The sequence below is a fragment of the Bacillus sp. SJZ110 genome (assembly GCF_006715455.1).
GTDB lineage: Bacteria > Bacillota > Bacilli > Bacillales > Bacillaceae > Bacillus > Bacillus subtilis.
This window is the reverse complement of record NZ_VFNF01000006.1, coordinates 128,570-153,984: the sequence shown is the minus strand read 5'-3', so window position 1 is coordinate 153,984 and position 25,415 is coordinate 128,570. Positions and strand designations below refer to the sequence as shown.

The following is a 25,415-nucleotide window of genomic DNA, read 5'->3' as shown; positions in this document are numbered from 1 at the left end:
ATGAAGATTGCAGCTATAAAACGGACCGTAACCGGACGGTTTGTGAAACTTTTATTTCATAAACAGGATAAACGAAACATGGTTTTAGAAAACTTTCAAACTAGATGTATCAGAGAAAAAGAGATTCATGAAATTGTGACAACTGATCAGAAAGCATATGAACCCGGACAGCTAGTAGGAAGGATCGGTTTCTTAGGATTTGCTGAGATGGACACAGGCGGGGTCATACAGAAGGGTGATCGTGTGTATATCAATGAAACGTATCTTGGCGTTGTTGCCGGATTTGATGCTTGTCATTTTCCGAATCACTATAACATTATCATTCAGACGGATCTTCTGCTGTCAGCAACTGATATTGATCTGTCTGTAGAAGAAGAAATCCGTTTTGTGAGTTCGGGATATCGAACAATATGAATAAGGAGCCAGTATTCCAGATTCGTATAACAGAAGATGTACGAACCGCTTTTCCGAATCTAATTATTTTTGCTGCTGACATTCAGGTAGGCAATCTCAAAAGAGAGACGGAAGAAGTCATGAAAGTGCTTTGGAAGAAAGAACATGCACAGTGGCGGGGGAAGACAAAGCAGGATGTAAAACAAACGGATGTAATCAAAGCATACAATGCTTTTTTTGAATCAATCGGACTTCAGACGAAAAAAACACCTCCGTCCGTTCAAAATATGATTCAGCGATTTTTACTGAAAGATCAATTAGTTAAATATCCGAAAATTAATCCTATTGTCGACGTTTTGAACGTGGCTGCGGTGCAAAGCTTGATTCCGTTGGGAGCATTTGACTTGGATAAGATCAATGGTGAGATGAGACTGGATGTCAGCTCTGCCGGTGAATCATTTTTACCGGTGAATTCTGACAATGAAATTCGCCTGTCAACAGGCAGTCTTGTGATAAGGGATGACAGCAGAATCCTATCCCAATTTTGCTATAGAGACAGCGATTATCAAAAAATAACGGATCAATCTGCCAAGATTCGCATTATGGGGTGCCGTGTAGAAGGAGTTCGTGACATAGATGTGATCCAGGCTGTTAACGAGACAATCCGTATTTTAACCACTTTATATGAAGATTGTGCAATGATTTAACTCATTTATTTTAGGAGGGATGCGAAATGGAAATGTTGGAAAAAATCAAGCACAAGCAAGCCTCAATCGGCATTGCTGGTCTTGGATATGTAGGGCTTCCGCTAGCTACTGCTTACGCTGAAAACGGTTTTTCTGTCATGGGAATTGACAGTGATTCGGAAAAAGTGAAACTCATCAATCAAGGAATCAATTATATAGACGGTATTGACCTTGAAAAGGTCGTAGCAGACGGCCGGTTAAAAGCTGTAGATCACTATGAAGAGGTTAACAAGCTTGATGTAATGATCATATGCGTACCGACTCCGCTTGATCAAAACCAGCAGCCTGACATTTCATATATTGTCAATGTGATGAACCATGTCAAAAAACGATTGAAAAAAGGCAGCCTCATTATATTAGAATCCACAACCTATCCGGGAACAACCGAAGAAATTATTCATCAATCCGTAACGGAAGAAGGCTTCATTGTTGGAGAGGACATCTACATTTGCTTCTCGCCTGAAAGAATTGATCCAGGTAACCTAAGTTTTACAATCAAAAATACAACAAAGGTAATCGGAGGAATTACGCCGAAATGTCTGGAACGGGGACAATTACTGTACAGCCACATTATTGATACCGTGTTTCCGGTTTCTTCCCCGCGAGTTGCCGAAATGTCAAAGCTGCTGGAAAACACATTCCGAAGCATTAATATCGCTTTTATCAATGAAATGGCACTGATGTGTGAGAAGCTTGAAGTGAATATATGGGAGGTTATAAAGGCGGCCTCTACAAAGCCATTCGGGTTTATGCCGTTTTATCCCGGCCCGGGGATCGGAGGGCACTGTATTCCGCTTGATCCGATGTATCTGTCCTGGAAAGCAAGAGGAGAAAATTTTTACAGCCGTTTTATTGAAACAGCGCAGGAAATCAATAAACAAATGCCTCAGCACATTGTAAGTAAAATCAGCGAAATCTTGAACGAAGAGAAAAAATGCCTGAATGGCGCTTCTATTTTGCTGCTGGGGATGGCATATAAGCCGAATGTAAGTGATTGCAGAGAATCACCGAGTCTAGATGTATATGAGTTGTTAACAGAAATGGGTGCAAAGGTCAGTGTGAATGAACCGTTTTGTGAGAATATTTTTGACCGGAATGGAGCTAAAATGGATAACAGGCCGCTTCATTACAGCCAATTTGCTGAATATGACTGTGTGGTGCTATTAACACCACATTCTATGTACGATCCGGATCTGCTGACATCTTCAGCAAAGGCCCTTCTTGATACAAGAAACTTGACTGATGGTATTCATCAAGACCATGTTTATGTCATCGGCAGCCCAGTAAAGAAAAGAAAGGGGAAGCAGCTTCTCCCAAATTAAAAAGCAAAATTCCACTTTAAGATGATACGAATCACAAGGAGCTGGCTTTTAAATGGATCTATTAGTTTCTTGTGAATTGGACCTGTAACAAACTAATTTTACATGCTATGTTTAACAAAAATGTTAGGTGGAGTATGATGAAAAATCAATTAAGCGCATATATTTCCCTGGGAACGGCCATGGCAATCGTCGGCAGCTCTGTCGTCGTAGGAAAACTCATGGTTGAGCGTATTCCTGTCTTTCTATCCTCGGGACTGCGTTTTTTGCTGGCTTCTGTCGTATTGCTCACGCTGCTGTTTTGCATTGAAAAAGGGTTTCCGGCTTTAACGAAAAAAGATGTGCTCGTTTTGCTGGTGCAATCATTTACAGGCGTGTTTTTGTTCAGTATTTGCCTGCTGTATGGGGTTCAATATACTACGGGAACGGAAAGCGGCATTTTGACAAGCACAACCCCCATGGTGATCGGTATTTTATCCTTTTTCCTGCTGAGAGAAAAAATTGAGAAAAAGACGCTGATCGGCATTTTGCTGGCGGTTTGCGGCGTAATGGCGATTAATCTGTTTGGAGCGGGGAGCCAAGACGGGACGCCGCACGCCTTATTCGGGAACATGCTGATCATTGCTGCAGTCATTGGCGAAGCGTTGTTTACATTGATGGCCAAGCTGCTATCTCCGCATGTTTCGGCACTGGCGATTTCGACCTTCGTATCACTCTTCGGTTTCCTGTTTTTTCTCCCGTTTGCTTTGTTTGAGGCCTCTTCATTTGATTTCAGCGTGCCGACTGTTTTGGATTGGTCGTATGTGCTGTATTACGCGCTTTTTGTCACTGTTTTGGCGTTTTACTTATGGTATAGCGGGGTGACGAAGGTGCCGGCTGGGGTGTCTGGCATTTTCACATCCTTTCTTCCGGTCTCTGCTGTCATTTTGTCAGGCGTGATATTAAAGGAGCCGTTTGAGCTTGTGCATTTGATTGGCATTGTATGTGTCATCGGCGGCATATTTGTTACGGTCATAAAGAAAAAACAGCCGGATGCGTATCCGGCTTCAGAAGAAAAGACGCTTTAGCCTGTCCTGGTCGGACGGGTTTTTTAGTCTTTAAATACGCTCAGCCTTTCAAAAAGATCACCAAGCATCTTCACGAACATGTCTTTTTCCTCGTCGCTGTAGTTTTCCATGACAGCGGATATTTTGCTGAAATGGCCGGGCAGAAATTGCTCAAGGCGTGCTTTGCCTTCCGTTGTCAGTTCAATGCTGATTTTTCGTTTATCCTCTGTGTGATGCCTGCGGCTGACAAAACCGTCTCTCGCCAGCCCGTCCAGCAGGCCTGTAATTGTTGCTTTCGTGACATTTGACCGCTTGGCAAGCTCTGTCGGACTTAACCTATGATCCTTGGCATCAAAGAGCAGCATCAGGATTTTGAATTTTCCTTCTGAAAGCCCTCGGCCAGCAAAGTAATGCTCCATCACATGATTCATTTTTTTTGAAATATCAAATAGAGATAAAAACAATTCAAGAGAGCCGGCGTCAATATTGGCATACGTTTCGGCGTGCTCTGTTATATGCTTATATTTCGGTAAATGTTTTAATTCCATCGCAAGTAGCTCCCGTACATTCGTTGTGACACGATTATAAAGGAGGGAAAACCATAACGCAACTTGGCTTGGAGATGATTGACAGATTTTCTTGGGACATAGTAAGGTAATATAGTTAGGCGACTAACTAATACATATAGAGCTGAAAAGGTGGTTATTGATATGAAACATATGTTAATTGCAGGAGGCGGCATCGGCGGCTTGTCAGCGGCCATTTCTCTCCGTAAGGCAGGGTTTTCCGTCACCTTATGTGAAGCGGCTTCAGAAAACCGAAAAACAGGTGCGGGAATTCTTCAGCCGCAAAACGCAATGGCCGTCTTGAAAGAATCGGGCGTGTTCGAGGAGTGCTGTAAGCATGGCTTTCAAACAGAGTGGTTTAAAACGTTTGATGCACAGGGGAATTTGCTGTTTCAAGTCAGTGAATCCTTTTTAGACGATTCACTTCCGGGACGCAATAATATCCTGCGCAAAACGTTAAATGACATTCTCATGAAGCATGCCGAGGCAGTGGGTGTAGACATCAAGTGGGGGAAAAAGGTTGTCGCTTATGAAGAAACAGCTGAATCGGTCACTGCCGTATGTGAAGATGGGGAAAAGATGCAGGCTGACATTCTGGCGGGCTTTGACGGCATTCACTCCGTTGTTCGCGATATAATGCTGCAAAAGGAGACGGAAAAAGAGCATCTCGGCATGGGGGCGTGGCGCTTTTATATCGAACTTCCTGATTACACATTCGAGGACGCAACATTCATGTATAGAAGCGGAGACACACAAATTGGGGTGGTGCCATTGGCAGAACACGCTGGCTATGTCTTCGTCCTCCAGCCTTGCACGAGCGATTACTGGGATGAGGAAGATACCCGGTTTGATAGAGTAAAAGAGATTCTTTCTGGTTTTCGGGGGCTGGATTTTGTCACAAAGCACATGTCAAAACAGCATCCTGTCATCTTTAACAAACTGGAGCAGGTCGCCGTGCAGGAGCCATGGCATAAAGGCCGCGTTGTCATCGGAGGAGACGCTGCCCACGCTGGCGCGCCGACCTTGGCGCAAGGAGCGGCAATGGCGATCGAGGATGCCATCGTCCTCGCCGAAGAACTCCAAAACCACGCCGACCACGAAACAGCATTACAGGCATACTACAAAAGAAGAGCCCCACGAGCGCTCAAAGTCCAGAACCTATCATCGGAAATCGTCCGCCGCGGGCTGAAAGGAGAGCCGGGAGCGGAAGAACTGATTGGGGAGTGCTATGCGGTGTTGAGGGAAGGGTATTAAATAGGAAAAGTCCAGAAAATGATTTCTGGACTTTTTAGTCTTGCTCTGTTTTATTCCTTATCCGCTCAATCACCTCATGCAGCCCCTCAGGCTTATAAAACTCCACCGGTGAACTGCCTTTCTCAAACGAAATCGTCTCGGCTTCAATCAGCGCGACATAGCGCCCGTTTACTTTTGCGAGATGAATAGAATCGCCAAAATCCGCTAGCAATCCCTTAATCTCTGTTTCTCCGACTTTCATTTTCAGCTGGGCCTCTGGCGTGTGCTCGATGATTTGGGCGGAGGCTTCGATGACTTGATGGGTGTCGAGGCGCTCTTGGATTTCCCGCTTTTCGCTTGCTTCCCAAATTTCAATGTCGTGCTCGAACTGCTTGAGCTCTTCGCTGTTGTCTTCAAATGTCTCGTAGACGTGCTCCTGTACCATGTTCATGACCTGATTTTTCATGATTTCCGGCATCGATTCGCCGTACTCGACGAATTTCAGAAAGTCCTCAAAATAGCGGGCGTGCGAGGCCTGATGGATTTTTAGCTCACCTTCTTCGACCATTCCTTCCTCTGGCATGTACGGGTATTGGATGCTTTTCATGTTTTTTGTCGTGATCGCCATTTCGACTTTTTTAATGAGAGAAGACGCGTCAGAGATGCGGGCGACCTTCGGCTCAAAGTCACATTTCATAATGAAGACAAATGACTCGTCAAAGTATTTTCTCGGCACGGCCGAAGCGACGAGAAACACACCGCCGCGGACCGCGCTTGTGTCGAGGTACGTGCGGACGAACTGCTCACTCAGCTCATTGAAGTCTTCTTTTGTTTCCGCCAGACGCGCACGGTTGAACATGTTGTAGTTTGGGTTGGAATCAAGCTCGTGGCCGGGCTCGACGATAAAATGGCCGATTTTCGTCGGCACCTGCTCGGACTGCGGATGGCGGTCTGCTTTCCGTTTGACGATTTTTTTCAGTTCCCCGTCGAGAAAGTCCTTCAGCTCGCTTTCTTCAAATTCGCCCGTATCAAGGGTCTGGAAGTGCTTGAACTGCTTGTTCGCCTGCTCATCTTTGCCTTCCACCTGTATGACATAAAAGGATAAAAACCGAATTTCAAAATCCATATATAAACTCACCTTATTCGCGTATTGTACAGCTTCTCAAGTATAGAAAAAACAGCAATCATGCGTCAATTGGGAGAACGGAATAATCATGACCACGAAAGGGAAATGTAGTCAAATAGAAGGCATCTCATACGGAAAGGAATGGTTCGATGAAGGAAACAAGCCCGATTCCTCAGCCGAAGACGTTTGGGCCGCTCGGCAATTTGCCTTTAATCGATAAAGACAAGCCGACACTTTCGCTGATCAAACTGGCGGAAGAACAGGGCCCGATTTTTCAAATTCATACACCCGCGGGCACGACCATTGTAGTGTCCGGCCACGAATTGGTGAAAGAGGTTTGTGATGAAGAACGGTTTGATAAAAGCATTGAAGGCGCCTTGGAGAAGGTCCGCGCGTTTTCCGGTGATGGATTGTTTACGAGCTGGACGCATGAGCCTAACTGGAGAAAAGCGCACAACATTCTGATGCCGACGTTCAGCCAGCGGGCCATGAAGGACTATCATGAAAAAATGGTCGATATCGCTGTTCAGCTTATTCAAAAATGGGCCAGGCTTAATCCGAATGAAGCAGTTGATGTCCCGGGGGATATGACGAGGCTGACGCTTGACACCATTGGGCTATGCGGGTTTAACTACCGCTTTAACAGTTACTACAGAGAAACGCCCCACCCGTTTATCAACAGCATGGTGCGGGCGCTTGATGAAGCGATGCATCAAATGCAGCGGCTTGATGTTCAAGATAAGCTTATGGTCAGAACAAAGCGGCAATTCCGCCATGATATTCAAACGATGTTTTCTTTAGTCGACAGCATTATTGCAGAGCGCAGGGCGAATGGAGACCAGGATGAAAAAGATTTGCTTGCCCGCATGCTGAATGTGGAAGATCCGGAAACGGGTGAAAAGCTCGACGACGAAAATATCCGCTTTCAAATTATTACGTTTTTGATTGCCGGCCATGAAACAACGAGCGGCCTGCTTTCCTTTGCGACCTACTTTTTATTGAAGCATCCTGACAAACTGAAAAAGGCGTATGAAGAGGTCGATCGGGTGCTGACAGATGCAGCGCCGACCTATAAACAAGTGCTGGAGCTTAAATACATACGGATGATTTTAAATGAATCACTGCGCTTATGGCCGACAGCTCCGGCTTTCAGCCTTTATCCAAAAGAAGACACAGTCATTGGCGGGAAATTTCCGATCACGACGAAAGACAGAATTTCTGTGCTGATTCCGCAGCTTCATCGTGATCGAGACGCTTGGGGAAAGGACGCCGAGGAATTCCGGCCGGAACGGTTCGAGCATCAGGACCAAGTGCCTCATCATGCGTACAAACCATTCGGAAATGGACAACGGGCCTGTATCGGCATGCAGTTTGCCCTTCATGAAGCCACACTTGTGCTGGGGATGATTTTAAAATATTTCACACTGATTGATCATGAGAATTATGAGCTTGATATCAAACAAACCTTAACACTTAAGCCGGGCGATTTTCACATTAGGGTTCAAAGCCGTCATCAGGAAGCCATTCATGCGGACGTCCAGGCAGCTGAAAAAGCCGCGCCTGATGAGCAAAAGGAGAAAATGGAAGCAAAGGGTGCATCGGTCATCGGTCTTAACAACCGCCCGCTTCTCGTGCTGTACGGCTCAGATACTGGCACTGCAGAAGGCGTCGCCCGGGAGCTTGCTGATACTGCCAGTCTTCACGGCGTAAGGACAGAGACAGCACCTCTGAACGACCGGATTGGAAAGCTGCCGAAAGAGGGAGCGGTTGTCATTGTGACCTCGTCTTATAATGGAAAACCGCCAAGCAATGCCGGACAGTTCGTGCAGTGGCTTCAAGAAATCAAACCGGGTGAGCTTGAGGGCGTCCATTACGCGGTATTTGGCTGCGGCGACCACAACTGGGCGAGCACGTATCAATACGTGCCGAGATTCATTGATGAGCAGCTTGCAGAAAAAGGCGCGACTCGGTTTTCTGGGCGCGGGGAAGGAGATGTCAGCGGTGATTTTGAAGGGCAGTTTGACGAGTGGAAAAAAAGCATGTGGGCGGACGCCATCAAAGCATTCGGACTTGAGCTTAATGAAAACGCTGATAAGGAACGAAGCACGCTGAGCCTTCAGTTTGTCAGAGGGCTGGGCGAGTCTCCGCTCGCTAGATCGTACGAAGCCTCTCACGCATCCATTGCCGAAAATCGTGAACTCCAGTCCGCAGACAGCGATCGAAGCACTCGCCATATCGAAATTGCATTGCCGCCGGATGTTGAATATCAAGAGGGCGACCATCTTGGCGTATTGCCAAAAAACAGCCAAACCAATGTCAGCCGGATTCTCCACAGATTCGGCCTGAAGGGAACCGACCAAGTGACATTGTCGGCAAGCGGCCGCAGTGCGGGGCATCTGCCATTGGGCCGTCCTGTCAGCCTGCATGATCTTCTCAGCTACAGCGTCGAGGTGCAGGAAGCAGCCACAAGAGCGCAAATACGTGAACTGGCGGCATTTACAGAGTGTCCGCCGCATAGGCGCGAATTAGAAGAACTGTCAGCAGAGGGTGTTTATCAGGAGCAAATATTGAAAAAACGAATTTCCATGCTGGATCTGCTTGAAAAGTATGAAGCGTGCGACATGCCGTTTGAACGATTTTTAGAGCTTTTACGGCCGTTAAAACCGAGATATTATTCAATTTCAAGCTCTCCAAGAGTGAATCCGCGGCAAGCATCGATCACAGTCGGTGTCGTGCGCGGCCCTGCGTGGAGCGGCCGTGGCGAATACAGGGGCGTGGCTTCAAATGATTTAGCTGAGCGCCAAGCCGGAGATGATCTCGTGATGTTTGTCCGCACACCGGAATCCCGGTTTCAGCTTCCAGAAGACCCTGAAACGCCAATCATTATGGTCGGACCAGGCACAGGAGTCGCGCCATTCCGCGGTTTCCTTCAAGCCCGCGAAGTTTTAAAGCGGGAGGGGAAAACGCTCGGTGAAGCTCATCTCTATTTTGGATGCAGAAACGATCGTGATTTTATATACCGCGATGAGCTTGAGCATTTTAAAAGAGACGGAATTGTCACTGTCCACACAGCCTTTTCCCGCAAAGAAGGCATGCCGAAAACGTATGTCCAGCATGTCATGGCTGACCATGCAGAAACGTTAATATCGATCCTTGACCACGGAGGCAGGCTTTATGTATGCGGTGACGGCAGCAAAATGGCCCCGGATGTGGAGGCGGCACTGCAAAAGGCGTATCAGTCTGTTCATGGCACCGGGGAGCAAGAAGCGCAAAACTGGCTGAGACATCTGCAGGATACCGGTATGTACGCTAAGGATGTCTGGGCAGGGATATAGATAAAGAAGACTGGAGACATCCAGTCTTTTTTGTCCTTTAGAAAAAATGGTGATCGCGCTAAACATTGATGCATACAATAACTTCAGTCCGCCGGAAGGGCGGGCTGTCTGCAAAACCTATTTTTCGTTTTTGCTAGTTTATGTTATTCTTATACTCGGTATCTATTTCTTTTTTCAAAGGCACACATGACAAAAGAAATCCTTTTTTTATTTCCAAGAAAAAAATGTGAAACGAAATGAAGGTTTCTTTCGTCCAGTGATTGGTTTCCAAATGGTTGTAATAAAAATGATATGGTGCGAAACATAAATATTCCGGCTTGCCGCGGTGTATTTCTTGTTGTGTGATGCCTTGATTTTGTTTGGAAAGAAGGAATTGGAAGGCAGGATATAAAGAGCAGGTAAATATGAATGAAGAACTTAAAGTGTTTAAGAAAGTAGAGGTTGCCATGAAGAAACTTTTTTCTTACAAACTTAGCTTTTTTGTGCTGGCTGTTATACTGTTTTGGGCAAAAACGTATTTATCCTACAAGACTGAGTTTAATCTTGGGGTAAAAGGCACAACTCAGGAGATCCTCCTGATATTTAACCCATTCTCAAGCGCCGTCTTCTTTTTAGGACTGGCTTTGCTGGCGAAAGGGCGTAAATCAGCCATTATTATGCTGATTATCGATTTCTTGATGACATTTGTGTTATATGCAAATATTTTATTCTATCGTTTCTTTGACGATTTCTTGACGTTCCCGAACATTAAACAGTCCGGAAACGTTGGAAACATGGGAGACGGGATTTTCAGTATCATGGCCGGTCATGATATTTTCTATTTCTTAGATATTATCATTTTGATTGCGGTATTGATCTGGAGACCTGAATTAAAAGAATACAAAATGAAAAAACGCTTTGCGTCTTTAGTGATCCTTTCTGGGATCGCACTGTTTTTCATCAACCTGCACTATGCGGAAAAAGACCGTCCGCAGCTGCTGACAAGAACGTTTGACCGCAATTATATCGTGAAGTATTTAGGTCTTTACAACTACACCATTTATGACGGTGTGCAGACGGCTCAAACAGAAACGCAACGGGCCTATGCAAGCAGCGATGATTTAACAAGCGTCGAGAATTACACGACGTCTCATTATGCGAAACCAAACGCCGAGTACTTCGGCTCTGCCAAAGGCAAAAATATCATTAAAATTCACCTCGAAAGCTTCCAGTCATTCCTGATTGACTACAAGCTAAACGGTGAAGAGGTGACGCCTTTCTTAAATAAACTTGCGCACGGCGGGGAAGATGTGACGTATTTTGATAACTTCTTCCATCAGACAGGCCAGGGAAAAACATCTGATGCCGAGCTGACAATGGATAACTCGATCTTCGGTCTTCCTGAAGGCTCCGCGTTTGTGACGAAAGGCGAAAACACTTACCAATCGCTTCCTGCGATTTTAGACCAGAAGGAAGGCTATACAAGCGCCGTCCTGCATGGTGATTACAAATCGTTCTGGAACCGTGACCAGATTTACAAACATATCGGATATGACAAGTTCTTCGACGCAAGCACGTATGATATGTCAGATGAAAATGTGATTAACATGGGACTTAAGGATAAGCCGTTCTTTACAGAATCGATTCCAAAGCTTGAGTCTCTTAAACAGCCGTTTTACGCGCATTTGATTACTTTGACAAACCATTATCCGTTTAACCTGGATGAAAAAGACGCGTCTCTTAAAAAAGCGACAACTGGCGATAACACAGTTGACAGCTACTTCCAGACAGCGCGTTACCTTGACGAAGCGCTTGAGCAATTCTTCAAGGAGCTGAAGGAAGCCGGCCTGTATGACAACTCAGTCATCATGATTTACGGTGACCATAACGGTATTTCTGAAAACCATAACCGAGCGATGAAAGAGATTCTTGGAAAAGAGATCACAGATTATCAAAACGCACAGAACCAGCGTGTGCCGCTGATGATCCGCGTTCCTGGCAAAAAAGGCGGAGTGAACCATACGTATGGCGGCGAAATTGACGTCATGCCGACAATTCTGCACTTAGAAGGAATTGATTCTCAGAAATACATCAACTTTGGTACTGACTTATTCTCTAAAGACCACGACGATACAGTGGCATTCAGAAACGGAGACTTCGTAACGCCGAAGTACACATCAGTCGACAATGTCATTTATGATACGAAGACTGGTGAAAAACTGAAAGCGAATGAAGAAACGAAGAATCTGAAAACAAGAGTGAACCAGCAGCTGAGCCTTTCAGACAGTGTCCTGTACAAAGACTTGCTGAGGTTCCATAAACTAAATGATTTCAAAGCCGTTGATCCGTCAGACTATCATTACGGCAAGGAGAAAGAAATCAAATAAGATGAAAAAGAGCCTTGAGCGGGCGCATTGCCTTCGCTCAAGGCTCTTTTTTTGGTTATACAACCAACTTGAAAAAATAGATTCCATTTGGTCACCAAGGCTGGCTTTCTCTCATATCATTACAGTAGATTTTGAAACCGGTATTGAAATCGGACAAATTATCGGGGAAATGCCTTGATAGATTGTGAAGATGTACCAGGTTTCGAACTCAATATTCATAGAGATGAGGGGTAGAGATGAAAGCGGTCATTCTCTGCGGCGGAAAAGGAACGAGAATGAGTGAAGTCACGAATGACATTCCTAAACCGCTCGCCATGATAGGCGGCAAACCGATTCTATGGCATATTATGAAAATTTATCAGTACTACGGAGTAAACGAGTTTATTCTGCTGTTGGGCTATAAAGGAGAAAAAATCAAGGAATACTTTCTCGACTATGAATGGAAGCACAACAGCCTGACACTCGACAGCTCTACGGGAGAGGTACAGATCCTGGGGCAGCCTGAAACGTGGAAAATTACGTTTTTGGAGACTGGGGAAGATACGCTGACAGCCGGAAGAATCTTGCAGGCGAAAGACTATATCGGTGATGAAACATTTCTGCTCACCTATGGGGACGGGCTGGCCAATATCAATCTTTTCCATCTCATCAGCTATCATCAGACAAAAGGTGCTGCCGCGACTGTCACCGGCATTGACAAAGTCTCGCAGTTTGGCACCTTGACGGTTGAGGACGGCATGGCGAAAACATTTTCTGAGAAGACATCAAGTGACGGAATCATCAACGGCGGATTCTTCGTTCTCAGTCCAAAGGTTTTCGAGTATTTGCCGAAGGACGGGAACGCGATGTTCGAAGATGAACCGCTGAAGAACCTTGCCAAAGACGGGGAGCTTGCTGTGTACCGCCATTATGGATTTTGGACGGCCATCGATACGTATAAAAATCTTTTAGAAGTCAACAAAATGTGGAATCAAGGACAACAAGTATGGAAGGTATGGTGAATCGATTTGAGTTTCTGGAAAAATAAAAACGTATTTGTCACGGGATGCACAGGTCTTTTAGGAAGCTATTTGGTGAAAGAGCTGATCGATCAGGGCGCAAATGTTACGGGGCTTGTCAGGGATCATGTGCCTCAATCCAATCTTTATCAGGGAGAACATATCAAGAAAATGAACATCGTGCGGGGCTCTCTAGAGGACTTGGCTGTGATTGAACGCGCGCTTGGCGAGTATGAGATCGACACTGTCTTTCATCTCGCTGCACAAGCGATTGTCGGCGTAGCAAACCGCAACCCGATTTCTACCTTTGAAGCGAATATCCTCGGCACCTGGAATATTCTCGAAGCCTGCCGCAAGCATCCGTTAATTAAGCGGGTCATTGTCGCTTCAAGTGATAAAGCTTACGGCGATCAAGAAAACCTTCCATACGATGAAAACATGCCGCTGCAAGGCAAGCACCCGTACGACGTCTCAAAAAGCTGCGCAGATCTGATCAGCCACACCTATTTTCACACGTACGGGCTTCCGGTCTGCATTACGCGCTGCGGAAACTTATACGGCGGCGGAGATTTGAACTTCAATCGCATCATTCCTCAGACGATTCAGCTTGTGCTGAACGGGGAAGCGCCGGAAATCCGAAGCGACGGCACATTTGTACGGGACTATTTCTATATTGAAGACGCCGTTCAGGCTTATCTGCTTCTTGCAGAAAAAATGGAAGAAAACAATCTTGCCGGAGAGGCCTTTAACTTCAGCAATGAGATCCAGCTGACCGTACTTGAACTGGTAGAGAAAATATTAAAGAAAATGAACAGTAATCTGAAACCTAAGGTGCTGAATCAGGGAAGCAATGAAATCAAACATCAATATTTATCCGCGGAAAAAGCAAGAAAGCTGCTGAATTGGACACCGGCCTACACCATTGATGAGGGACTTGAAAAAACGATTGAGTGGTATACGGAATTCTTCAAAAAGTAATGTGAAACGAGGTGAACAAGACTGTGACCAGCGCGTATTGCACCGTTTTATCAAAAGGAAGATTATATCAGGCAGTCGCTTTGTTTAAGTCGTTAGAGCTAGTTGATCAAGACAGTCCCATTTTTATACTTTGCATGGATGAAGATACGCACCGCGTGTTACAGAAGCTGAAGATGAAGCAGCTGAACCTTGTGCCGGTGGCCGCACTTGAAAATGAATTGCTATTGAAGCTGAAGGAAACTAGAGATCAAAGTGAGTATTGCTGGACGATGAAGCCGATCTTTCTGCAAGCTGTGCTGAATAGCAATCCCGGGCTGGAGCGTGTGACGTATATTGACGGGGATCTCTTTTTCTATGCAGATCCATCGCCGATTTTTGAAAACCAGCCGGACTGCTCGGTGCTGCTTTCACGGGGGGATATTGTAATCCCTTCTTTTGAGAAAGAGCAGATTGACATGCTGCAGCGTCTTTTAGGCAGATATAATTCCGGGTTTATCAGCTTCAAGCATGATGATGCAGGCATGGATTGCTTGGAGTGGTGGAAGGAACGCTGTCTTGAGGAATGCAAAAATGCACCGGGTGAAGGAAAATTCGGTGATCAGGGCTATTTGGATTATATGTCTGAGCTGTTTCCGAATGTGTGTGACATTACAACACCCGGCGTGAACATCGGGCATTGGAATTATGGGCAGCATACGTTTTCCTGGAAAGATGGCCGGATCGTGCTGGAGGATGGCAGTCCGCTGATCTTTTATCATTTCAGCGGATACCGAATCGTCAGCATCAATGAAATCAAACAGATTCATGAAACAACCCGCACAGATCTGCCGTTTGTGCATGAACTGTATCAAGAGACACTGCCGCATATCATTCAGCACATCAAAACGTTAGACCCTGAATTTAACGGTTTTGCTTCAAAAGATGACAACAAATAAATGAGTAAATACAGGAAGTGAAAATGAAGTGAAAGCAAGCGTTATTATTCCTGCATATAATTCGAAGGAGCGTCTTTACAACAGCCTTCTGTCATTAAACCAGCAGGAGTGCGATGAAGAATTCGAAGTCATTGTAGCGGACAATGGCTCTGAGGACGGGACGCTCTCGATGCTTGAGTCATTTCAAGCTGATTTTCCGCTGATCTTTACACGGATTAAAGAAAACAGGGGCATTGCGTACGGACGAAATCAGGCGCTTCGCAATGCCAGAGGAGATATCCTGATTTTCCATGACAGCGATATGCTTGCGGCAAAGGACCTTGTGGCAAAACATATTAAAGCCCATGAGAACGAAGAGAATCTCGTCGTGTGCGGGTTGTTTTGGAAACGGATCTACAGTTTTTATTATGAACGGTTTGAAGAAGAACATAAGGAACAGCTCGCAAAGCTCACAGGTGAAATGCCGAAGAAAGACAAACAAAAGCTGCTGGAGGAGGCGGACATCAAAAACGGAAGCTTTCTTGATAAAAGCTTTGACCTCGATACCGACTTTATAGACGTGCTCAAGAAGATTTTAGATGAGTACGGCGATGACTTGAAAGGCTATCATATGCCATGGCGCTTTTTTATCACGAATAATTCCTCTGTGAAACGCAAGCATGTGGTTGACCTCGGTTTATTTGACGAAGGCATTGTGCGGTACGGGTTTGAGGATTATGACCTCGGGATCAGGCTTCATCAGGCCGGATTGACCTTCAGGCTTCGCCGCGATATTGTCAGTGTTCATCAGGAGCATCCAAGCAATTGTAAGTCTGTAGATGATATTCGGGCCAACATTGCCTATATGTGCGATAAATACAATAACATCCGCTCCTTAGACGTTCATCTCGCTTTTAATGGACCGTTCCCGTCTGACATGACGAACAGAATCATGGCTGATATTCAAAAGCTGCTGGAGTCTCAGAAATATGATATGCTGCTGAATCTGTTTCTTGAGCTTCTGCATGTTGTTAAAGAGCGCAACATTGATCCGGATTGGCGAAAGAAAGCCCCAAGGGTGACGGCGAAAAGCTTTGATTTACAAACTGTCCGCAAGCTTCTGCCAAAAGCGAAGAAAAAGCTAGGCGTGAACGATTTTGCCAACGCACTGTATGCGCTTGTCAACGATTTGCTGCACGTGGATCTTAGATCATTGGATGTGGTATAAGTGAGTACATTTCATTTTTCAACGATAGTGTCAAGGACACATATCTTTAAGCTCATGCCTATGATTCATTCTCTCCATGAGCATTGCGATGATTTTCATTTATATGTGCTATGTGTCGACCAGAAAGCGTATGAATTGCTTCAGCACGTTCCATGGGAGCATGTAACCTTTGTGCAGCTGCATGAAATGGAAGACCCGGAGCTGTTGAAAGCGAAAAGCAACAGAACGTTTCATGAATATTGCTGGACGTTAAAGCCTGCCTTTTTGTTTCATGTGATGAGCAAGTGGGATGACGCTGAATACTTTGCCCATATGGATACGGATCTATTTTTCTTTTCTGATCCGGCACGTATTTTTGCAGAAAACCCAACGGCGTCTCTGTATTTGACTGATCATCGTAATTCGCCGCGCTTCATGTCCTACTACGACCGAACCGGACGCTTTAATACAGGCTTTGTCGGTGCCGGTAATACAAAGGAAGCATATGAAGCGGTGTGGCAGTGGAGACAGGACTGTATTGAATTTTGCACGGTCGAAATGGATACGGAACGAAAGACATATGGTGATCAAAGATATGTGGAGAAATGGCCGGCGCAGTTTAAAGGTGTTCATGTTGTCAAATCAATAGGAGCCAATACAGCGCTTTGGAATATCGAAAACTATAAGGTCGGGCAAAAGGACGGCCGCGTGTATATAGATGAAACGCCGCTGATTTTCTATCATTTCTCTGGGTTTACAATGGTGACAGAAAAAGAGTTTAATCTTTGCTGGTACTATCGGATTGAAGACGAAGCGACAATTGAGATGATTTATATGCCCTATATATTAAATCTGAAAAGATGGATTGATGAAATACAGTCGGCGTTTCCGGACTTTGCGGATGGCTTTATCCCGAAGCACGCAGTGCCTGACACTCATTTTATCCAGCTGGATTAAAAAACCCCTGCCGCCTGGCAGGGGTTTTTTCAGCTATGCCATTCTCTCAGCTTCTGGTCACTTGGCAATAGGAAGGCAAGGATGCCGAGAACAGGGAGAAAGGCAATGGCGATCATCGTCGGGGTCAGTCCCGCGGCGTCAATCAGAGCGCCCAGCGCCACAGCGCCGATCGCGCCCATCCCGAAGGCAAGCCCGACGGTTAAACCGGACATTGTGCCGATTTTTCCAGGAACTAGCTCCTGTGCGTAGACGACCGTTACAGAAAAGCTCGACATCAGAACCAAGCCAATCAATGCGAGCACGCCATAGGCGAGAACCGGTCCGGCAAATGGCAGCAAGATCGCCAGCGGCGCCGAGCATAACAGCGAACCGAGGATAACGAAGCGTTTTCCAAAACGGTCTGCAAGCGGGCCGCCGAGAAACGTGCCGATTGCGCCGAACAGCAAGAAGACAAAAATATAGCTTTGTGCCTGCTGAATGCTTACGTGATAGGTATCCATCGCGTAAAACGTGTAAAAGTTACCGATCGCACTCGTATACCAAGAACGAGCAAAAATGAGAAATATAATAATAATAAGAGCAGATACAACAGATTTGGTGATGGCCGTGTTTTCAGCCGTTTTCTTTTGTTTGCCTGATTTCTTGGCAAGGCTGCCGAGACGTGAGGCGTACCATTTCGCAATATACATGAGAAACATAACAGCAAGCGCGGCGACAAGCGTGAACCAAACAGCGCCGAATTGCCCGAGCGGTACAAGGATCAGCGCGGTGATCAGCGGCGCCATCGCCTGGCCTGAGTTTCCGCCCACCTGATAAATCGACTGGGCGAGCCCGCGTTTTGTGCCGGCGGCCATATACGCCACACGGGAGCCCTCCGGGTGGAAAATGGCCGAGCCTAATCCAATGAAAAACACACAGCATAAGATCGTTATGAATGACGGGGCAAATGCAAGGCCCAAAATGCCAAGCATGCTGGCGGTCAAACCGACTGGCAGCGCATACGGCCGCGGCCGTTTATCGGTATACCAGCCGACAACAGGCTGCATGACGGATGACACCATGTTTAATGTGAAAGCGATGATGCCGAGCTGTGTAAACGTCAGGCTCATGGAGCGTTCCAAAATAGGGAACATGGCCGGAATCACAGCCTGAAGCGAATCGTTGAGCATATGGCAAATTCCGATAATAATCAAAATCGGATACACCGTGGTGCCTGGTTTTTGAACTGTTTTTTCTTTTAACGGGGCGGCGATAGCCAATTGAGTCTCCTCCTTACATATATAACCAAAGCATACCACCATATTATTCATATGGTGAAGAATTTATCAAGAGGAAAAAAGATTCTTATGAAAGAAATACCGTCAGCCTGATTAGGAGCTGACGGTATTTTCGATATTCAAAATGTGATATAGCTCTTCAAGCTTACGAATCTCATAGGTTGGTATGATCTCTGGCACATTCGGCTTCATGTCAGGGTTCATCCAACAAGTGTCAAGTCCGGCGAGCTGTCCGCCTTTGATATCAGCAGTCAGTGAATCCCCAATGATTAATGTGTGCTCTGCTGAAAATTGAGGAATCCGTTCAAATACGTAATCGAAATATTCCTTCATCGGCTTTTGGAAGCCTGTGTCTTCAGAAACGAAAATGTCCTTGAAGAATGGACATAATCCTGAATCACGGAGACGCTTATATTGTGTGTGAGACACGCCATTTGTCACGATGTACAAATCAAACTGTTGCTGCAGATTTGAGATGAGATCAAATGCACCGTCAATAAGCTGATGTCCTTCTTCAAGAAAGCGGCGGTATTTTTGCTCAAGTTTGGTTCCGTCAGTCTCATAGCCGTATTCTTTAAGCAAAGCGGAGAAACGTGTGTTTACGACTTCATCCCGTGTCATCTTACCTTCTTCAAAGGCTCTCCAGAGACCTTGATTGATGGTTTTATACTGCGCCTTCATGTCATTTGTTAAAGGAATGTTCTGATCTTCAAACAGCAAACGCAGGGCTAAAGCTTCTGCCGCTTGAAAATCAAGGATGGTATCATCTACATCAAATAATAAAGTGCGGTATCGTTTCATCTGTGTGTCTCCCTTTCTCATATGTATTCAAAGTATAGCACATAAAAAAAGGAAAAAGCCGGCGGGTGAGGCACCGCCGGCTAAAAAGAGATTATTTGTTTAATAAGCTGTGTTTTCTCGAATATAGGAAGTAAACCAGTGTTCCGACAGCGATCCAGATGACAAATGAAAGCCATGTGACGCCGGGAAGGCTGTACATGAACCAGAGGCAGATGCCTGCGCTGATAATCGGCACAACCGGAACGAACGGCACTCTGAAGGACGCCTTGATTTCAGGATGTTTCTTTCTTAGCACAATGACAGCAATAGATATGACCGTAAACGCGGCAAGTGTTCCCATGTTCACCAGATGGGCCAGCGTTCCGAGGTTAATAAAGCCGGCGATTCCCGCTGCAACGATCCCTGTCAGCCATGTGTTGCGGAACGGGGTTTTAAATGACGGATGAACCTTTGCGAACAATCCAGGCAGAAGGCCGTCTCTGCTCATGGCAAATGTCAAACGAACCTGAGCGTACAGCAAAGCGAGCATCACCGTCGTAATCCCGATAATCGCACCGACAGAAATAATTCCGGCAACAGCGTCCTGTCCGACGAATTTCAGCGCAAAGGATACAGGATCTCCGACATTCAATTTGGCATAAGGCATCATGCCTGTCAGCACAAGCGATACCGCGATGTACAGAACCGTACAGACGGCTAGAGCTGAAATAATGCCGACGGGCATGTTTTTTTGCGGATTTTTCACTTCCTCTGATGCGTTAGAAACCGCGTCAAACCCAAGGTACGCGAAGAATACAGTGGCAGCGCTAAGTATGACGCCTTTCATCCCGAATGGCATAAAAGGAGACCAGTTATCCGGTTTCACATAGCCGATGCCGACAATAATGAACAATAATATGATCGCGATTTTCATCAGTACGATGACGTTGTTAAAGCGTGTGCTTTCCTTGACGCCTCTGCTGACAATCGCAGTGATGAGGAGAATGATCACCGCAGCCGGAAGGTTAAATACGGCGCCCGCCGTGCTTCCCGGCGCTCCTGTCAGTGCAGCCGGAATATGAAGATTGAAGCCGGCAAGCAGTGATTGAAAGTATGAAGACCAGCCGGTGGCAACCGCCGACAGTGCAATGACATATTCAAGCATGAGATCCCATCCGATCAAAAAGGCGAGCAGCTCTCCAAGTGTCACGTATGAGTATGAGTACACGCTTCCCGAAATCGGAATGGAAGACGAAAACTCAGCATAACAGAAAGCAGCCAGCGCACAGGCGAGCCCCGCTAAAATAAACGATATGATGAGGGCGGGACCTGCACCGGTCGCTGCCACTGTTCCTGTAATGACAAAAATCCCTGTACCGATGACACAACCGATACCGAGCAAGGTTAAATCAAATGCGCTTAACGTACGGGCAAGGCTTTTTGACTTGCTCTGCGCACTCAATGTTTCAAGCGGTTTTTTTCTAAATAATGAACTCATCAAAAGTTCCTCCTAGAAATATTCAAAATATTCTAATCATTATATGCAGTTCTTGTTGTATTATATTGTCGAAATTTGACTCAGTCAATAAAATATTTTTCTGCTTTAAACGATAGAAGCGAAACAGCGTTGTCGTATCATAGGATAGTAATTTTTACTAATCGTATATTCAATTTTATGCAAGATGAACCGATAGAAAAAATAGATTCGCCCATATTTTGATTTGCGGTTATAAAGGAGATGCTGACCATGTTTCAATATGAAGAGTTGAATAAACAGTTTATCGGCGGGAAATGGCAGGAGGGCAGCAGCCCAAATGTATTGGAAAACAAAAATCCTTATACTCAAAAAACATTCACAACATTCCGTAAAGCGACTGCTGACGATGTAGATGAAGCGTATCGGGCAGCGGCGCTGGCAAAGAAAAAATGGGATGCGGTCAACCCGTTTGAGAAAAGAACCATTTTAGAAAAAGCCGTCACGTATATTGAAGAAAATGAAGAAGCCATTATTTATTTGATTATGGAGGAGCTAGGCGGTACAAGGCTCAAAGCGGCTTTTGAAATCGGACTTGTCAAAAACATCATGAAGGAAGCGGCAACGTTCCCAATCCGCATGGAGGGGAAAATTCTTCCGTCCACAATAGATGGCAAGGAAAACAGATTATATCGCGTGCCTGCAGGTGTAGTCGGTGTCATCAGTCCGTTTAACTTCCCATTCTTTTTATCTATGAAATCAGTGGCGCCTGCACTCGGAGCCGGCAATGGCGTTGTGCTAAAGCCGCATGAGGAAACGCCGATTTGCGGCGGAACGCTGATTGCGAAAATTTTTGAGAACGCGGGAATTCCAGCGGGGCTGCTGAATGTTGTTGTCACAGACATTGCTGAAATCGGCGACAGCTTCGTTGAGCATCCAGTGCCGCGGATCATCTCATTTACCGGTTCTACGAAAGTCGGCAGCTACATCGGACAGCTTGCGATGAAGCATTTTAAAAAGCCGCTTCTTGAGCTTGGCGGAAACAGCGCCTTCATCGTACTTGAGGATGCAGATATAGAATATGCGGTCAATGCGGCGGTGTTCAGCCGATTTACACATCAAGGACAGATTTGCATGTCAGCCAACCGCGTGCTTGTTCATTCTTCTATTTATGACAAGTTCCTTGAGCTGTACCAGGCAAAAGTGGAATCGCTGAAAGTCGGCGACCCAATGGATCCTGATACGATTATCGGGCCATTAATCAACAGCAGACAGACGGACGGGCTAATGAAGACTGTTGAGCAAGCAATTGAAGAAGGCGCTGTACCAGTGAAGCTTGGCGGATTTAACGGGACGATCGTGGAACCGACGATCTTAAAAGACGTCAAACCGTTCATGAGCATTGCCAAGGAAGAGCTGTTCGGACCAGTCGTCTCCTTTATGAAGTTTGATTCAGAAGACGAAGCGGTGGATATCGCAAACGAAACCCCGTTTGGCTTGAGCGGTGCCGTACATACGTCAAATCTTGAGCGCGGCGTGGCTTTTGCGAAACGCATTGAAACAGGCATGATTCACGTCAATGACACGACCATCAATGATGAACCGAATGTAGCCTTCGGCGGTGAAAAGCAATCAGGCCTCGGCCGTTTAAACGGTGAGTGGAGCCTCGAAGAATTTACAACGCTGAAATGGATCTCGGTCCAGCACGAAAAACGCAGCTTCCCTTATTAATGAAAAGGAGTGAATGGAATTGACCATAAATACGGAAAAAGAAACCGCAGATATTCTGGACGCATTTATCAAAGTAGCCCCTTATTTAAACAGCCTGGTTCAGGATGATATTACAATCGGCATTTATGATACGGAAAAACTGCTCGTGAATATACCGGCCAAAACCTTTTCGCTGAACGTAAAAGCCGGCGATCCGCTGCAGGAAGGGGATATCATCACAGATGCCATCCGAAGCAATCAGAAGAAGACGAGCATGGTTCCGAAAGAATTGTTCGGCTTCCCATTGATCGCGCGTGCCATCCCGCTGCACGACGAGAATGGAAGAGTCATTGGAGGCGTCGGCCTCGGAACGAGCCTTGAGGAGTCGTCAAAGCTGCATGATGTCGCGGAAAGCTTATCAGCTGTCGTTGAACAAACAGCCGCGGCTATTTCCGACATTTCTGAATCAATTAACGGGTTTTCAACTCAAATGTCGGGCATTTCCTCTCAGGCGAAAAAAGTAAGCGAAAGCGCCGGTGAAATCGCTGATATTTCAGTAACTGTTAAAGGCATCTCTGACCAAAGCAATCTGCTCGGCTTGAACGCCGCGATCGAAGCGGCAAGAGCAGGGGAGTCCGGAAAAGGCTTCTCTGTCGTCGCAGATGAGATCAGAAAGCTAGCAACGCATTCAAAAGAAAATGTCGGCCAAATTGACCAGATTACGAAAAAAATCCACAGCCTGCTGAAAGGGCTGGAGGAATCCATTGAGTCGATTAACCAGCATACAGACGGACAAGCCGCTGCTGTTGAACAAATTTCCGCCACAATGCAGGAGATTTCAGGAAGCGCACAGCATCTTGCAAAAATGGCCGAAAAAGCGCTTGAGGAAGAGTAAGAGACCGGGGACAAATGTCCCCGGTCTTTTTCTATCCTGCATTTCCATGAAATTTGTCTGACGTTTTACTAGTTTTATTCCAGCGGCTGATTTAAAATGTACACATGAACTTACGTGAGGATTGATAGGAACCATGAGCATATTAAAAGCGGAAAATCTTTATAAAACATACGGAGATAAAACATTATTTGACCATATCTCCTTTCATATTGAAGAGAATGAGAGAATCGGATTAATCGGGCCGAACGGAACAGGAAAATCAACGCTGCTGAAAGTGATTGCCGGCTTGGAATCTATCGAAGAAGGAGAAATCACGAAATCCGGAAGCGTGCAGGTCGAATTTCTTCATCAAGACCCGGAGCTGCCTGCGGGGCAAACAGTGCTGGAGCATATCTATTCCGGTGAATCGGCTGTGATGAAAACCTTGCGTGAATATGAAAAAGCGCTGTATGAACTGGGGAAAGATCCCGAAAATGAACAGCGCCAGAAACACCTGCTGGCAGCACAAGCGAAAATGGACGCAAACAATGCATGGGATGCAAACACCTTGGCAAAAACCGTATTGTCTAAGCTGGGCGTCAACGACGTAACAAAACCGGTCAATGAGCTCTCAGGCGGCCAGAAAAAACGGGTAGCCATTGCCAAAAACTTAATTCAGCCCGCTGATCTGCTCATTTTGGACGAGCCGACAAACCATTTGGATAATGAAACGATTGAGTGGCTTGAAGGGTATTTAAGCCAATATCCCGGCGCCGTCATGCTGGTGACGCACGATAGATATTTCTTAAACCGTGTCACCAACCGCATTTATGAGCTTGAAAGAGGCAGCCTCTACACGTACAAAGGCAACTATGAAGTGTTTTTAGAAAAACGCGCGGAACGGGAAGCGCAGGCTGAGCAAAAGGAAACGAAGCGGCAAAACCTGCTGCGCCGCGAGCTGGCCTGGCTCAGACGGGGAGCGAAAGCCCGCTCAACAAAACAAAAGGCGAGAATTGACCGGGTAGAGACGCTTAAAGAGCAGAAAGGCCCTCAGTCATCAGGTTCACTCGATTTTGCCATTGGCTCGCACCGTCTCGGAAAACAGGTTATTGAAGCGGAGAACGTCATGATCGCTTATGACGGCCGCATGCTCGTCGACCGTTTTAATGAACTTGTCATACCAGGTGAACGGATCGGGATCATCGGGCCGAACGGCATCGGGAAAACAACGCTGTTAAATGCCCTTGCCGGCCGTCATACGCCGGACGGAGGCGATATTACGATCGGACAGACGGTCAGAATCGGCTACTATACTCAGGATCATAGTGAAATGAACGGTGAGTTAAAGGTCATTGACTATATAAAAGAAACGGCGGAGGTCGTAAAAACGGCAGATGGCGATATGATTACAGCTGAACAAATGCTCGAGCGTTTCCTCTTCCCGCGTTCGATGCAGCAGACGTATATCCGCAAGCTGTCCGGCGGGGAAAAACGCCGTTTATACTTGCTTCAGGTTCTCATGCAGGAGCCGAATGTCCTGTTTCTCGATGAGCCGACGAACGATTTGGATACTGAAACATTAAGCGTTCTTGAGGATTATATTGACCAGTTCCCAGGCGTCGTCATCACCGTATCCCATGACCGCTATTTCCTTGACCGCGTCGTCGACCGTTTGATTGTATTTGAAGGAAATGGCGTCATTTCCCGCTTTCAAGGCTCCTATAGCGACTATATGGAGGAGTCAAAAGCGAAAAAAGCGGCCCCAAAACCGACAGCTGAGGAAAAAACGGCTGAAGCCGAGCCGAAGAAAAAACGGAAAAAGCTTTCTTACAAAGACCAGCTGGAATGGGATGGCATCGAAGATAAAATTGCCCATCTGGAAGAAAAGCATGAGCAGCTCGAAGCTGACATCGCCGCAGCAGGCAGTGATTTTGGCAAAATCCAAGAGCTGATGGCCGAGCAGGCGAAAACTGCGGAAGAGCTTGAGGCTGCGATGGACCGCTGGACAGAATTGTCCCTCATGATCGAAGAACTGGAAAGCTAAAAAGCGTGGCCGCAGCAGGCCGCGCTTTTTTTCACATAATGGACAAAAACGAACCGGCCTGCTTATGTTAGG

Annotated in this window: 20 protein-coding genes; 15 read left to right on the top strand and 5 right to left on the bottom strand. The window is 46.1% G+C overall.

The window, feature by feature from the left end:
- From FB592_RS17080 to FB592_RS17065, 4 genes are all read left to right on the top strand, one after another.
- Entirely contained in the window at positions 1-414 is a 414-nt protein-coding gene (locus tag FB592_RS17080; RefSeq protein ID WP_029726655.1) for a DUF6917 domain-containing protein, read from the top strand.
- Entirely contained in the window at positions 411-1,100 is a 690-nt protein-coding gene (locus FB592_RS17075) for a B3/B4 domain-containing protein (RefSeq protein ID WP_128740116.1), read from the top strand. Before FB592_RS17080 ends, FB592_RS17075 begins: the two co-directional genes overlap by 4 nt.
- Positions 1,101-1,126: 26 nt before the next feature.
- Positions 1,127-2,461: a nucleotide sugar dehydrogenase gene (locus FB592_RS17070; RefSeq protein ID WP_029726657.1), complete on the top strand. Its 1,335-nt coding sequence runs from the start codon at positions 1,127-1,129 to the stop codon at positions 2,459-2,461.
- 137 nt (positions 2,462-2,598) lie between these two features.
- Entirely contained in the window at positions 2,599-3,525 is a 927-nt protein-coding gene (locus tag FB592_RS17065; protein WP_128740117.1) for a DMT family transporter, read from the top strand.
- A 23-nt stretch (positions 3,526-3,548) separates the two neighbouring features.
- Here the strand turns inward: FB592_RS17065 and yetL are convergent, their stop codons facing one another.
- Positions 3,549-4,052 (bottom strand): transcriptional regulator YetL, encoded by a 504-nt coding sequence (yetL, locus tag FB592_RS17060; protein ID WP_003233796.1) that lies wholly within the window; start codon positions 4,050-4,052, stop codon positions 3,549-3,551.
- Positions 4,053-4,214: 162 nt separating this feature from the next.
- Here yetL and FB592_RS17055 point away from each other — a divergent pair, with 162 nt between their 5' ends.
- On the top strand, positions 4,215-5,324 hold the full coding sequence (locus FB592_RS17055; RefSeq protein WP_141949839.1) for an FAD-dependent oxidoreductase: 1,110 nt from the start codon (positions 4,215-4,217) through the stop codon (positions 5,322-5,324).
- 34 nt (positions 5,325-5,358) lie between these two features.
- Here FB592_RS17055 and FB592_RS17050 read toward each other — a convergent pair whose 3' ends face one another.
- Positions 5,359-6,429, bottom strand: a complete 1,071-nt coding sequence (locus FB592_RS17050; RefSeq protein WP_003233793.1) for a DUF3900 domain-containing protein — start codon at positions 6,427-6,429, stop codon at positions 5,359-5,361.
- A gap of 149 nt (positions 6,430-6,578) precedes the next feature.
- Here FB592_RS17050 and cypD point away from each other — a divergent pair, with 149 nt between their 5' ends.
- The 7 genes from cypD to FB592_RS17010 all read left to right on the top strand — a co-directional run bounded on the left by cypD (position 6,579) and on the right by FB592_RS17010 (position 17,184).
- The gene (cypD, locus tag FB592_RS17045; protein WP_141949837.1) at positions 6,579-9,764 is read left to right on the top strand and encodes a bifunctional P-450/NADPH--P450 reductase; all 3,186 of its coding nucleotides are present in this window, start codon (positions 6,579-6,581) and stop codon (positions 9,762-9,764) included.
- Between the two features lie 446 nt (positions 9,765-10,210).
- Positions 10,211-12,130 (top strand): lipoteichoic acid synthase LtaS1, encoded by a 1,920-nt coding sequence (gene ltaS1, locus FB592_RS17035; RefSeq protein WP_015252593.1) that lies wholly within the window; start codon positions 10,211-10,213, stop codon positions 12,128-12,130.
- A 236-nt stretch (positions 12,131-12,366) separates the two neighbouring features.
- On the top strand, positions 12,367-13,131 hold the full coding sequence (locus tag FB592_RS17030) for a glucose-1-phosphate cytidylyltransferase (RefSeq protein ID WP_070548693.1): 765 nt from the start codon (positions 12,367-12,369) through the stop codon (positions 13,129-13,131).
- Positions 13,132-13,137: 6 nt separating this feature from the next.
- The gene (locus FB592_RS17025) at positions 13,138-14,106 is read left to right on the top strand and encodes a GDP-mannose 4,6-dehydratase (RefSeq protein ID WP_003233783.1); all 969 of its coding nucleotides are present in this window, start codon (positions 13,138-13,140) and stop codon (positions 14,104-14,106) included.
- Between the two features lie 23 nt (positions 14,107-14,129).
- Positions 14,130-15,041, top strand: a complete 912-nt coding sequence (locus tag FB592_RS17020; protein ID WP_041851193.1) for a putative nucleotide-diphospho-sugar transferase — start codon at positions 14,130-14,132, stop codon at positions 15,039-15,041.
- Positions 15,042-15,069: 28 nt separating this feature from the next.
- Entirely contained in the window at positions 15,070-16,248 is a 1,179-nt protein-coding gene (locus tag FB592_RS17015; protein WP_125121402.1) for a glycosyltransferase family 2 protein, read from the top strand.
- Complete coding sequence (locus tag FB592_RS17010; protein WP_134992021.1) at positions 16,249-17,184, top strand: putative nucleotide-diphospho-sugar transferase; 936 nt, start codon at positions 16,249-16,251, stop codon at positions 17,182-17,184.
- A 29-nt stretch (positions 17,185-17,213) separates the two neighbouring features.
- Here the strand turns inward: FB592_RS17010 and FB592_RS17005 are convergent, their stop codons facing one another.
- The 3 genes from FB592_RS17005 to bcaP form a co-directional block, all read right to left on the bottom strand.
- The gene (locus tag FB592_RS17005; protein WP_103803338.1) at positions 17,214-18,443 is read right to left on the bottom strand and encodes an MFS transporter; all 1,230 of its coding nucleotides are present in this window, start codon (positions 18,441-18,443) and stop codon (positions 17,214-17,216) included.
- Between the two features lie 111 nt (positions 18,444-18,554).
- Positions 18,555-19,262 (bottom strand): YjjG family noncanonical pyrimidine nucleotidase, encoded by a 708-nt coding sequence (locus FB592_RS17000; protein ID WP_101501751.1) that lies wholly within the window; start codon positions 19,260-19,262, stop codon positions 18,555-18,557.
- A gap of 91 nt (positions 19,263-19,353) precedes the next feature.
- Entirely contained in the window at positions 19,354-20,739 is a 1,386-nt protein-coding gene (gene bcaP, locus FB592_RS16995; protein ID WP_003233771.1) for a branched-chain amino acid transporter BcaP, read from the bottom strand.
- 249 nt (positions 20,740-20,988) lie between these two features.
- On the opposite strand from bcaP, the gene yfmT reads away from it, so the two are divergent.
- From yfmT to FB592_RS16980, 3 genes are all read left to right on the top strand, one after another.
- Complete coding sequence (gene yfmT, locus FB592_RS16990) at positions 20,989-22,446, top strand: benzaldehyde dehydrogenase (protein WP_014479141.1); 1,458 nt, start codon at positions 20,989-20,991, stop codon at positions 22,444-22,446.
- Between the two features lie 13 nt (positions 22,447-22,459).
- On the top strand, positions 22,460-23,320 hold the full coding sequence (locus FB592_RS16985) for a methyl-accepting chemotaxis protein (protein WP_003233767.1): 861 nt from the start codon (positions 22,460-22,462) through the stop codon (positions 23,318-23,320).
- A gap of 133 nt (positions 23,321-23,453) precedes the next feature.
- Complete coding sequence (locus FB592_RS16980) at positions 23,454-25,343, top strand: ABC-F family ATP-binding cassette domain-containing protein (protein WP_015383066.1); 1,890 nt, start codon at positions 23,454-23,456, stop codon at positions 25,341-25,343.
- Positions 25,344-25,415: the final 72 nt, after the last annotated feature.